The organism is Chryseobacterium sp. WX, from assembly GCF_029542485.1.
GTDB lineage: Bacteria > Bacteroidota > Bacteroidia > Flavobacteriales > Weeksellaceae > Chryseobacterium > Chryseobacterium cucumeris.
Window position 1 is genome coordinate 796483 of record NZ_CP120710.1, and the last position, 12185, is coordinate 808667.

9 protein-coding genes are annotated in these 12185 nt (G+C 38.9%); 8 read left to right on the forward strand and 1 reads right to left on the reverse strand.

Annotated features, from left to right (window positions below):
- The first annotated feature begins 7 nt into the window (after positions 1-7).
- From PZ898_RS03565 to PZ898_RS03590, 6 genes are read left to right on the forward strand one after another with little or no spacing between them, the layout of a single operon-like run.
- Positions 8-1819 (forward strand): IucA/IucC family siderophore biosynthesis protein, encoded by a 1812-nt coding sequence (locus tag PZ898_RS03565; RefSeq protein ID WP_277694808.1) that lies wholly within the window; start codon positions 8-10, stop codon positions 1817-1819.
- The gene (locus tag PZ898_RS03570; RefSeq protein WP_277694809.1) at positions 1816-3219 is read left to right on the forward strand and encodes an MATE family efflux transporter; all 1404 of its coding nucleotides are present in this window, start codon (positions 1816-1818) and stop codon (positions 3217-3219) included. Before PZ898_RS03565 ends, PZ898_RS03570 begins: the two co-directional genes overlap by 4 nt.
- 1 nt (position 3220) lies before the next feature.
- Positions 3221-3466, forward strand: a complete 246-nt coding sequence (locus PZ898_RS03575) for an acyl carrier protein (RefSeq protein ID WP_002979498.1) — start codon at positions 3221-3223, stop codon at positions 3464-3466.
- 4 nt (positions 3467-3470) lie between these two features.
- Positions 3471-4859, forward strand: coding sequence for an AMP-binding protein (locus PZ898_RS03580; RefSeq protein ID WP_277694810.1), 1389 nt, complete (start codon positions 3471-3473; stop codon positions 4857-4859).
- A complete protein-coding gene (locus tag PZ898_RS03585; protein ID WP_277694811.1) occupies positions 4846-7287 on the forward strand; it encodes a TonB-dependent receptor in 2442 nt (813 codons plus the stop codon). Before PZ898_RS03580 ends, PZ898_RS03585 begins: the two co-directional genes overlap by 14 nt.
- 2 nt (positions 7288-7289) lie before the next feature.
- Positions 7290-8477, forward strand: coding sequence for a PepSY-associated TM helix domain-containing protein (locus PZ898_RS03590; protein ID WP_277694812.1), 1188 nt, complete (start codon positions 7290-7292; stop codon positions 8475-8477).
- Positions 8478-8865: 388 nt separating this feature from the next.
- Here PZ898_RS03590 and PZ898_RS03595 read toward each other — a convergent pair whose 3' ends face one another.
- Complete coding sequence (locus PZ898_RS03595) at positions 8866-10356, reverse strand: PLP-dependent aminotransferase family protein (RefSeq protein WP_277694813.1); 1491 nt, start codon at positions 10354-10356, stop codon at positions 8866-8868.
- 66 nt (positions 10357-10422) lie between these two features.
- Between PZ898_RS03595 and PZ898_RS03600 the strand changes: the two genes are divergently transcribed.
- Both PZ898_RS03600 and PZ898_RS03605 read left to right on the forward strand, forming a co-directional pair.
- Positions 10423-11046: a hypothetical protein gene (locus PZ898_RS03600; protein WP_062669553.1), complete on the forward strand. Its 624-nt coding sequence runs from the start codon at positions 10423-10425 to the stop codon at positions 11044-11046.
- Complete coding sequence (locus PZ898_RS03605) at positions 11039-12148, forward strand: pyridoxal phosphate-dependent aminotransferase family protein (protein WP_277694814.1); 1110 nt, start codon at positions 11039-11041, stop codon at positions 12146-12148. The genes PZ898_RS03600 and PZ898_RS03605 overlap by 8 nt, the downstream gene beginning before the upstream one ends.
- The last annotated feature ends 37 nt before the right edge of the window (positions 12149-12185 follow it).

Consider the following 12185-nt stretch of genomic DNA (forward strand, 5'->3'; position numbering starts at 1 on the left):
TCAAAAAATGAACACCAACTTAAAAAATACAATAAGCCAGGAAAACTGGAATCAGGCCAACAGAAACCTAATGGCCAAAACCATCTCAGAACTGATGCACGAAGAGCTTCTGAAACCTGTGGTAACCTTTGAAAATAAAAACGGATATACTGTTTTTACCCTTGAAACCGGAGTTGAAAATATTGTCTACAGCTTCCACGGACAGGAAAGAATGATGGATTACTGGCATATTGATAAAGACAGCATTACAAAAACAGAAAACGGTGAAGATCTGTCTTCGGTAGATGTAGCGGCCTTCTTTCTGGAAATGCAATCAGTTTTTGACTTAGACCCTTATACCATTGCAAGATATACAGAAGAATTACTGCATACTTTGTATTGTGATGCTTTAATCTTATCAAGAGGAGTGATGTCTTCAAAAGATCTTGCGGATGCGGATTATCAAACTGTAGAGCATAATATGACCGGACATCCTTGGGTAATTGTGAACAAAAGCCGGTTAGGTTTTTCTCCAAAAGACCTGAAAACATTTGCCCCTGAAGCCGATGAGAATCTAAAAGTGATCTGGCTGGCTTCCCATAAAAGCAGATCTTCATTCCAGTCTCTGGAACATATTGACAGAGATGAGTTTTATCGTTCCGAAATAGGAGACCTGCTGTATAATGATTTTCAGCAGCAACTGATCAGCGAAGGAAAAATTGTTGAAGATTATCACTTTATTCCTGTGCATCCATGGCAGTGGGAGCACAAGCTTCAGATACATTTTGCGGGAGATATTGCTTCCGGACTTTTAATACAATTGGGTGAGGGTAGTGACACCTACAGTCCGCAGCAGAGTATCCGTACTTTATTCAATGTAGATCATCCTAAAAAGAGATACCTTAAAACGGCGGTTTCTATTCTGAGCACAGGGAATATCAGAGGATTATCACCTAAACAGATGAAAATTGCTCCTGCTATTACAGATTGGGTAAAAGGTTTAATAAAAGATGACGCCTATCTGGAAAATAAAGAAACTATTTTCCTGGGAGAAGAAGCTGCTATTACTTATCTGCACCCTCAATACGGAGCTATTGTCAACGTTCCATATCAGTATAATGAATTCCTTGGCGCATTATGGAGAGAAAGTGCTGAAAACTATCTGAAAGAGGATGAACAGATGGTGACGATGGCTTCTTTACTGTACGTAGACGAAAGTGGAGTTCCATTGGTTCAGGCATTCGCAGAAAAAGCAGGAGTGAGTATCAAAGAATGGATTGAAAGCTACCTTAATGCTTATCTTACTCCTTTGCTACATATCTATTACACGCATTCATTATGTGTAACGCCTCATGGGGAAAATATTATGGTTGTTTTGAAAAATGGAGTTCCGAAGAGAATTGTCATCAAAGACTTTGTGGATGATATTGTACTTACTACAGAAGCCAGAGAAAAACTTCCTGCACACCTTGCAGATGGTTTGATCCAGTCTTCCAACAAAGAAAATATCCCGTTGTTTATTTTGCTTGGCGTTTTTGATGCTTTCTTCAGATATCTGTCGAATGCATTGCATACGTATTCCAACTTTAATGAAGAAACATTCTGGGAACTGGTTCACAACTGTGTAAAAAATTATAAAGCTGAGAATACCCACCTTCAGGAACGATACGAAAAATATGACCTGTACGTGCCGGTATTCAAAAGATTCTATATTAACAGTCTGCGTCTGAAAAATAACGGTTACAGTGAAAACAAGGCATTTGCCATTCCGAGAAAAGACGGAGCGCTGCCTAATCCGCTGTATCAGATTGCCAATAAAAATTCAGTAGCAGCAGTATGAGGAAATTCCTGCATATACTAAAAGAAGGAGCGGTTTTTACGTATGGAGCCATAGCCGGAAAGAAAGTTGAACTGACTTCCGGAAGTATCAACCGTTCCATCTTTAGTCTTGCCATTCCCATGGTGATGGAACTTGTCATGGAATCTGTTTTTGTGAGTGTCAATCTATTGATTATTGCAAAATTAGGCGACAAGGTTCTTGGGCTTGTGGGAATTACTGATAACTACATCAACTTCGCTTATGCCATCGCAGTAGGTTTGGGAATTGCAGCAGCAACCCTTACCGCCAGAAGAGCAGGCGAAAAAGATAAAGAAGGAATGGGAAGAACAGCCCAATACATCATCTTGCTGGCCCTGTTTTTTGCAGTGCTTATTGGTGGGGTTTCCTGCTTTTTTGCATCAGAAATTGTTGATTTTCTGGGAATCAATGCCAGTACGGTAACCGAAGGAGTTTCTTTCTCGAGACTGGTCTTCCTGAGTATCGGTCTTGTGATTCTCCGTCTCTCTGTAAATGGACTCTTCAGGGGTGCCGGTGATGCCGATATTGCGATGAAATCACTTTGGATTTGCCATATTTCCAATATCATTTTTGCAGTAATCCTTGTTTTCGGATTAGGATTTATTCCTGCTTTCGGATTGATGGGATTGGCATATGCTACAGTTTTATCAAGGCTTTTAGGCGTTTTATACCAGGCTTTTGTATTTGCCACAGGAAAAACCAGCATCAGCATCAGAGTTCCTTTACAGCTTGATATTCCATTGCTGCAGAAGATTCTGAAACTCGCCTTTGGAGGATTGGTTCAGTATATTATCCCAACATCCAGCTGGCTGATTATGGTGAAGATCATCTCCACTTTCGGAACTACAGCGCTTGCAGGATATATTATTGCCCAGCGTATTGCTTCGGTGGCAACAATGCCTGCCTGGGGAATAGGAAACGCAGCAGGAGTGCTTACAGGACAGAATCTCGGTGCCGGAGAACCGGAACGTGCTGAAAAAACAGTATGGAGAGCCGGAACCATCAACATGACTTATCTGGTCATTGTAGCCTTATTCTGGCAGATTGCTGCGGAATATGTGGTGAAATTTTTCACTACAGAACCTGAAGTTGCAGGATATGCGGTGCAGTACATCCACGTGGTATCAATGGCTTATCTGCTGTTAGGATTCACCATGGTCATCAGCCGTGCCTTGAATGCAGCCGGAAATATCATGCAGGTTACCCTGCTGTATATCGTCATGTTTTATGTGATACAGCTTCCTATGGCTTATCTCTTAGGGGTAAGACTTCATTGGGAACTGAGAGGAATATTTACCGCTATCGTTTCTTCGGAGATTGTTTTAGCTGTGCTATTCCTAATGATTTTTAAAAATGGAAAATGGAAAACTATAAAAATTTAAAATGAACACTACAGAAGAATTTTATGAAATTATCGCCTCTGCCATCGCTATAAAAAAAGAACTGGTAGATGAAAAGCTTACGTATCAGGAAATCCCGGAATGGGATTCTATGTCTCATCTTCTGATCGTAGAAGCCCTTGAACAGTTTTATCAGATCAAGTTTGATTTTAACGATATTCTGGAGATGGGAACCGTCGGCAAGATTCGTGAAAAAATGAAAAAATACGATGTATTCGTAGAAAACTAAGCCTATGAAAATTTTAGAAAATGTAATTGCCAATAAGAACCTGGCGTTTACAGATGCTTCCACCGGTACAACAATACCGGTGGGAACACTGTACCGGTCTTTAGGCTTAAATCCTGTAGAAAAAGGACTGCTCTTTTTATACAATGACAATCAGCTGCCAAGCATTGAGGTGCTTCTCAATTTTTACGGAACAGCGCACACGATTGCGGTACTGGGACAGAAACTGCATGAAGAATTCAAAGAACGTATTGAGGCAGAATACCGTCCGAAATACATCTTTGACCCACAAAGAGAAGCTATTGAAGGATATACTCTGAAATCATTCTCAGACAACATCAGCATCTTCGCAAAGGATGATTATAAGAGTGAAGTTACCATTCACCCTGACATCAAAATCCTTTTGAGTACTTCAGGGACAACAGGTGTTCCAAAACTGGTTAAATTATCTGATGAAAGTCTTTATCAGAACGCATTGAGCATCCTTCAGTATATGCCGATTCAGAAAACGGATGTAGTTCCTTTAAACGTTCCGATCAACTTTGTGTACGGATTCTCTATTTTCACCACCAACTGCATGCGTGCCGGAAGAATTGTCTGTACCGATAAAGACATTATGCAGAAAGCATTCTGGGATGAAATGGAGGAGTACGGTTACAGTACTTTGGGTGGAGTTCCCTTTCTTTATGAAAATCTGAACAGAATAGGATTCTTCAGAAAAGATTCTCCAGGTCTGAGGTATTTTACCCATACCGGCGGAGTAATTAACGCTGAATTGAGAAAAACCATTTTCTCTTATTGTCATGAATTTAAAAAAGAATTCTTTGCACAATATGGCCAGACTGAGGCTGGAGGAAGAATGGCTTATCTTACTACAGAAGGATTGCTGGAGGGAGAAACCTCTATCGGAACGCCCGTACACAACGGAAGTTTCAGAATTGATCCTGAAACCGATGAACTTCTCTTTTCACACATCAGTATTTTCGGAGGCTACGCCAATAAGCTGGACGATTTGACAACGTACGAGCAGCCTTCTGTACTGCATACCGGAGATACCGCCAGAAAAGGTGAAAACGGGATGTATTATATCACAGGAAGAATAAAACGTATCATGAAGCTTTTCGGAATACGTCTTAATCTGGATGAGGTAGAATTTATCCTTAAAAATGAAATGCAGGGCAATACTTTCGTATGTCTGAATGCCAATGATAAAAAAATTGTGGTATTGTATGACAATCCGGAAATAGATCCTCAGATCATCACCGAAACCATTAAAAATAAACTGCGTATTAATCCACAATATGTACGCATAGAACATATAGAAACATTTCCTTTATCACAAAACGGTAAAATAAACTATCCACTGTTACAAAAATTACAGCATGAAAACATCTAAAACCCTTATATTACTTCTTGGTCTTGCTTTATCTTCCAATTCGCTTTCTGCACAGCAGGGCGACAGAGTTCATGGCAAAATCATGCTGTCTGAAAAAGCACCGGTAAAAAATGCTGTTTTAAGACTTGTCAATACGTCTTATCAGGCAAAAACCAATAATTTAGGAGAATATTACTTTGAAAATGTGCCACCTGGAGAATATACGCTTCAGGTGGTTTTAAATGACATTGAACTGATGAGGGAACCCATCCACATTCAGAAAGATGTCTACGAAATTCCTGCGATCTACGCTCCTTTACACAATAATGTGATAGAGGGAATTACCGTATATGCAGTGAGCAGAAATAAATTTCTGGATAAAGACAGTACTTCAGTGGCCAAAATGCCTTTGAAAGTTCTTGAAAATCCACAGGCTTATACAAGCATCAATCAGCAGATTATGAAGGAACAGCTTACTTATGATATTTCGGAAGTATTGAAAAATGTTCCGGGTATGGTAAAAATGCAGGGAAGTCCGGGAAGAGGCTCGGGAGACGGAAGTTTCTACTACAGCCTTAGAGGTTTCCCTACGAAAGTATCGATGGTAGACGGTGTTCCTGCAACCACCAATGGTGAGATCGATCCTGCAGATATTGAACGTCTTGAAGTCATCAAAGGACCTTCAGGAACGTTGTATGGAGGCGCGGTAACTTCGTTTGGAGGCCTGATTAATGCGGTAACCAAAAAACCGAAAGATTATTTCGGAGGAGAAGCTTCTTATCTGATGGGAAGCTACAACCTGAACCGTGTTACCGCCGATGTTTACGGACCGATTACAGAATCCAGAAATATGTTATTCCGTTTAAATGCAGCGTATCAGTATCAGAATGGTTTCAGGGATTCCGAATTCAGAAAATCATTCTTTGTAGCCCCAACTGTAAGCTACCAGGTTAATGAAAGATTGAAATTTAACCTGGGAGCTCAGATTTATAATTATGAAGGAACAAATACTCCGATTATTTTCCTTCCGAGAACAAGGCAATATTTTGCCCATAATCCTGATGAACTAGGCTTTGACTGGAAAAGATCATATTCCAACAATGATATGACCTTAAAAGCTCCGTCTATTAATGTAAAAGCAGAGGCTAATTACAAAATTTCGGATCACTGGACTTCGCAAACCTTGCTTTCAAGAAACTTCAGAAAAACGGAAGGATTATATCAATACCAGTTTATCAGAGGGACAACCAGTGATGCCCTGCTGGAACGTAATGTACAGTGGCAGAACTCTGAAGCTTCTTCTACAAGTGTTCAGCAGAACTTCAATGGACAATTTAATATCGGGAAAATTAAAAATAAAGTATTGATCGGATTGGATTATCTGAATCAGACAATTAATAATAACCATTCTCCAATTGTAGTCTTTGATAATGTCAACGGACAAAGCTTAGAAGGATACCCGAATATTTCTAAAGATCTTGCCCTTCAAAAAATCCAGGCATTTACACAGGCAGCCATTCAGGCAGGCAAAACACCTTTAGTGAGAAATAATTCCGCATCCAACCTTTATGGAGCCTATATTTCAAACGTCACTTATATTACGGACCGTTTGATTACGCTTTTAAGCTTGCGTATGGATCATTACGAAAGTAAAGGACAGCTTAATCTGAATGATAACAAACGTACCGGTGATTTCAGTCAGACTGCATGGTCTCCAAAAGTTGGAATCGTATACCAGATCCTTAAAGACCAGTTATCTGCTTATGGTAATTATATGAACGGTTTCAGCTATACAGCACCTGTTGCGCAGCAGCTTCCGGACATTAGCGGGGAAATGAAACCTCAGATGGCCAATCAGTGGGAAGTTGGAATCAAGGGAAATCTTTGGAGGAATAAAGTGAATTTCACGGTTGGATACTATGATATCCTTGTTGATAATATCCAGAGAGGAACCGGAGTGATCCGTGACGGAAAAGAATACAATATTGTTGTTCAGGATGGAAAGCAAAGAAGTAAAGGGATTGAAATCGAAACTATCATGAACCCTGTTCAGGGATTAAATATTATGGCCGGATATAGCTACAATCACAGCAGATATGAAAAGGCTGATCCCGCTGTAGATGGGCGCCGTCCGGAATCTGCAGGTCCTGCCAATGTATTCAATTCATGGATCAGTTATATTCTTCCGATCAAAGGACTTCAGGGACTGGGAATTGGTTTCGGGGTAAACCGTGTTGGAAAACAGATTACAGGAAATAAAGTGGTTACCGGACAATTTGTATTTCCTGCCTATACTTTAGTGAATGCTTCCATTTCCCTTGAAAAAGAAAGATACAGATTAGGATTTAAAATGAACAACCTGGGGAATGCACAATATTTCGCAGGGCAGGGAGTGGTAGTCGCTCAGATGCCTCGTAACTTCGTTGCTGAGGTAAGCTTTAAATTTTAAGAATGAAGCTGAAATTCAGAAAAATTGCCTATCAGTTACATCTATGGCTCGGACTCACGTCCGGGCTTATAGTTGTTATCATGGCCGCTACAGGATGTATCCTGGCTTTTGAAGAAGAATTTAAACATATTGTTCACCCCAACCGATATTATGTTGAAAACATTGGAAGAAACAAACTTTCATTGGCTGAACTTACGGAAAAAGCAGAAAAAGTACTTCCTGAAGGATTGAAAGTCAAAAGTGTAGTGATGCCTTCCGATCCCTCACGAACGTATGTATTTCGTACCTTAAAAATGGACAATGAAGCATGGACGTATTGGGGAACCTATCTTTATTATTACCGGATTTATGTGGATCCTTATACCGGAAAAGTACAGGAAGTAGAAGATGCCAAAAAGGACTTCTTTGAAATTGTACTGGATCTTCACCGAAGACTTCTGCTAGGTGAGAAAATCGGAAAAACGATTACCGGTTATTCCACATTGATATTTGCTTTGATTCTTCTATCAGGGCTTGTGATATGGTATCCCCGAAAAATGAGTAAAGCCATGCTGAAAGGAATGTTTTTCATTAAAATATCGGCCAACTGGAAAAGAATCAATTATGACGCTCATAATGTCTTAGGATTCTATGCCATCATTCCTTTACTTTTAATATCTTATTCTGCATTGATATGGAGCTTTGAAGATGTAGATAAATGGGTAAAGAATACACTGAACGGAAACATTCCAACAGAAAAGAAAGCCAAAAGTACAATTCCTTCCGAAGAATTTTCAAACCGAAAAAACATTCTCAATCTCATTGGAAATACCATGGAAAAAGGGATGAAAGACAAAAAATCAGCACTTGTCAATTTTCCGAGATCGGAAGAAGGAACTTATTATGCAGAGTTGACCTATGACGCAAGACAATACAGGAATGAACAGTTTAATTTTGATCAGTATTCAGGAGAAGTTTTAAAATCTCAATCTTATAAAAACAAAAATACCGGATATGGAACCGCATTAAGGGAAAGAAATTACGATCTTCACACCGGAAGTATTCTGGGAATAACCACCAGAATTATTTATTTTCTGGCAGCTATTATTGCAACTTCACTTCCCATCACCGGTTTTATCATCTACTTAAACAGAAAAAAGAAGCAACCGAAGCATAAGAAAAACAAAATAATTTTTCCTTCTCATCATTAATAAAGAGAAGAGGTTATCTCAAAAGTCAAATGACGTGGTTTTTGTGGCTTTGTCATTTTGACGAAGGAAGAATCTCATTATAATTTAACTAAGAGATTCTTCACTACATTTCATTTCGTTCAGAATGACACTTTGACGTAGCCTCTTCACTTTTACTATTCAAAGCAAGAATATACAGTATCAATTTTATCGCATATAAAATCCTCGCGCCTTAAAACACATTGTTTTGGTCATTATTTGCGCCTTCGCGTTCAAAAATAAGATAATCTTTTTTTTGGAAAGTCGCAAAGGCGCAAGTTTTTTAATATTAATGCATTTTTAAGACGCAAGAAAATCAAAGATTTTCAGTAAGTGAAGCCGTAATTTATTCAATCGGCGAGAGATCTCATCACCCAATCAATCCCTTCACATTTTTTGAAAACACCTCAATTCCTTTATTCATCTCTTCAACATTCAGATCTCCGAAACCTAAACGAATAGCCGTAAGCCCTTTATTCTGATATAACAATGTTTTAGGAATAAAAAGATTGTCCTTCGCACAATTTCTACTCAGCTGCATCAGGTTCAGCGGAATATTCCATTCCAGCCATATAGCCAGTCCACCGGAGGGTTTTTCAAAAGAGATAAACTCACCCAGATTCTCTTCCAGCAATCCGGAAAAATAATCACGCCTTTCCTGATAAACTTTCAAAGATTTCTTCAGATAACGGTTGATTTCTCCTTCTGCAATCATTTCTCCAAGTGCTCTTTCCATCAGAATATCGCCTTGACGGTCTATAATTCCCAAGTATTTACGCATTTCTGTCATCAGATTCTCAGGAGCCACAATAAATCCTGTCCTGAATCCCGGTGCCAGAGATTTCCCGAAAGAACCGATATAGATCACCATTCCGTTGGTATCAGCACTGGCAAGAGGAAGAATGGGACTTTTATCGTAATGAAATTCATAATCATAATCATCTTCCAGGATGATAAATCCGTATTCATTGGCAAGCTCCAGCAGTTCAAAACGTCTTTGAGCACTCAATGCAACTGTAGTAGGATAGTGGTGGTGCGGTGTCAGATAAAGCATCCGGATTTTCTGCTTTTTACAGGCTTCCCGTACGCTTTCTACTATAATTCCTTCTTCATCAATCGGAATTGAAACAATGTCAACACCAGCTTTCATAAATATCATATTGACTGAAAAGTAGCTCAAAGCTCCCACCAATACGGTATCACCTTTGGAAAGAAGAATCTCGGAAACAATATAAATACTCATTTCCGTGCTTCTGGTAATGAGAAGATTGTTCTTAGAAATAGGAAGTCCACGGGAAAGATTCAGGTATTGGGATAAATGTTCTTTAAAAAATTCACTTCCGTCATGATTATAATGTCCAAACGCTTTTTGGTTAGATTTACGTTTTAAAATAGAACTGTAAAATCTTGAATGCTGCCCTATCTGCGTCAAACGAATATCCGGAACCCCATCATTAAAGATATATTCACAATTGGAATGCTCGAAAGGATTATCTAAAATATTGGACGTTTTAAATGAAAAACCAGTCGAAACAGGATAATTCTGAAGGTTATTTTGCTTAAAATCATTCAATTTAACCGGTTTTTCCTGATCTTTTCCAATCACAAAAGTTCCTTTATTCGGAAAACTCTCTGTCCAGCCCTGTGCAGAGAGTTCATCATATACTGCTACGGCTGTATTTCTATGGATTTCCAGCATTTCACTGAAAGTTCTTGTGCCTGGAAGCTTCGTGCCAAAAGGAAGAAACCCTCTCTGGATGGCATTGATCAGCTGATTGGCAATCTGCATATAGATAGATGTTTCTGATTTTCTATCAATTTTTATAAAACTTTCGTAAGGAATCTTAACCGGACTATCCATAATATCAAAACTGGCACAGTGTAACCATCCGGCAATATACTACTTTTGACATCAAAATAAAAATCTATGGAATTTCATCATCTGTTAAAAAAAATTGTACAGGAAGGAAGTATCCACGCCAAATGGCTGAACACGCTTTCATTTATGGAAAATGCCGGTGCAAGAAAAATATCAAAATGTGAACATCCAACATTAGTTTCTCAAATCCAGCTGAAACATGCTGCTGAAGAGCACCGCCACGCCTATTATTTAAAAAAGCAGATTGGGAAAATAAACCCTGAATTATGCAAAACCTATGAAAGCACAGAACTTCTGGCTCCTATCGCAACAAGCCAATATCTTCACTCATTAGATATTAAAGCCTGTCGTTATCTTCAGGAAGCTTTCCAACTTAATAAAACAGATATCAAATATGCTGCCTATCTTTTCGTAACCTATGCTATTGAGGTTCGGGCGGATGAACTTTACCCTGTTTATCAGCAGGCACTAACCGAAGCTTCTTCTAAAATTATGGTAAAATCTATTATCCTTGAAGAAGAAGGACATCTGGAAGAAATGATTCATCAGCTCAATGAGTTTTCGCCAGACTGGAAGCATCATGCAGACCATATTCTGGACATAGAAAAAGAACTGCATAAAGAGTGGATTAATGCGATTACAGAAGAAGTAGCTCAATTAAATTATGCTTAGCAATACTTCCCATTTTCAGGAATCCCTTGATAAACGAAAAGAGAAGGGAACCTTAAGAAGTTTGAGGCTTCAATCCGATGGAATTGATTTTTATTCCAATGATTATCTGGGGTTTGCAAAAAGTAAAGACCTTCAACAATTACTGCTGCAAAAGATTATGGATAACCCTCAACTGCTTTCGGGAAGCACAGGTTCAAGGTTAATTAGCGGAAACAGTGATATTGCAGTTTCCGTGGAAAATGAGATTGCGCAGAAACATCATTTTGAATCGGCATTGCTCTTCCCATCCGGATATAATGCCAACCTTGCTTTGTTTTCAACGCTTCCCAGCCGTCATGATGCCATTATTGTGGACGAACAAATTCATCGGTCAGTACATGATGGTTGCAAACTATCCAATGCTAAAAAACTGAAATTCAAACACAATGATATCGAAGATCTTGAAAATATTTTAAAAAGACAGAAAGGACATTGTTATATCGCGATAGAAAGTCTTTATTCGATGGAAGGAGATTTTGCTCCTGTTCAGGAAATCGCTGCCCTTGCCAGCAAATATAAATCTTCTTTGATTGTTGATGAAGCCCACGCCTTCGGCGTTTTTGGATATGGATTGATTGAAAAATTACAGTTACAGAACCATGTTTCAGCAGTTGTGGTGACCTATGGAAAAGCTCTCGGGGCTCATGGAGCAGCTATTCTCTGTAATGAAACAGTGAAATCTTACCTGATCAATTTTGCAAGTCCTTTCATTTATACCACATCAGCACAGGATTTCCAATGGATGAGCATCAAAACAGGATATGAATTTTTAGATCAAAATCATGAACTGGCTGAAAAACTTCAGAATAACATCAAAGTTTTCCGAGGTAGAAATTTACAGTCTCCGTCAGCAGAAACCAGTCCGGTTCAGGCTATTCTAATTCCGGATAATCACAAACTGAAAGAATTACAGTACATTTTATCTGAAGAAGGATTTTTAACCTATGCTATATACAGTCCTACAGTAAAAGAAGGAAGCGAAAGGTTGAGAATATGCCTTCATAGCTTTAATACAGAAGAAGAAATTATGAAACTGACGGGAATTATTAAAGAGTTTATTTAAAGCAAAAAAGATTCAAAACCCGTAACACGAATCCCGA

What these genes read in the sequence shown, in the direction of transcription:
- PZ898_RS03605 (WP_277694814.1), top strand. Translation starts at nt 11,039, where the DNA reads ATGCTTAGCAATACTTCCCATTTTCAGGAATCCCTTGATAAACGAAAA.
- PZ898_RS03570 (WP_277694809.1), top strand. Translation starts at nt 1,816, where the DNA reads ATGAGGAAATTCCTGCATATACTAAAAGAAGGAGCGGTTTTTACGTAT.
- PZ898_RS03580 (WP_277694810.1), top strand. Translation starts at nt 3,471, where the DNA reads ATGAAAATTTTAGAAAATGTAATTGCCAATAAGAACCTGGCGTTTACA.
- PZ898_RS03595 (WP_277694813.1), bottom strand. Translation starts at nt 10,356, where the DNA reads ATGGATAGTCCGGTTAAGATTCCTTACGAAAGTTTTATAAAAATTGAT.
- PZ898_RS03565 (WP_277694808.1), top strand. Translation starts at nt 8, where the DNA reads ATGAACACCAACTTAAAAAATACAATAAGCCAGGAAAACTGGAATCAG.
- PZ898_RS03600 (WP_062669553.1), top strand. Translation starts at nt 10,423, where the DNA reads ATGGAATTTCATCATCTGTTAAAAAAAATTGTACAGGAAGGAAGTATC.
- PZ898_RS03590 (WP_277694812.1), top strand. Translation starts at nt 7,290, where the DNA reads ATGAAGCTGAAATTCAGAAAAATTGCCTATCAGTTACATCTATGGCTC.
- PZ898_RS03585 (WP_277694811.1), top strand. Translation starts at nt 4,846, where the DNA reads ATGAAAACATCTAAAACCCTTATATTACTTCTTGGTCTTGCTTTATCT.
- PZ898_RS03575 (WP_002979498.1), top strand. Translation starts at nt 3,221, where the DNA reads ATGAACACTACAGAAGAATTTTATGAAATTATCGCCTCTGCCATCGCT.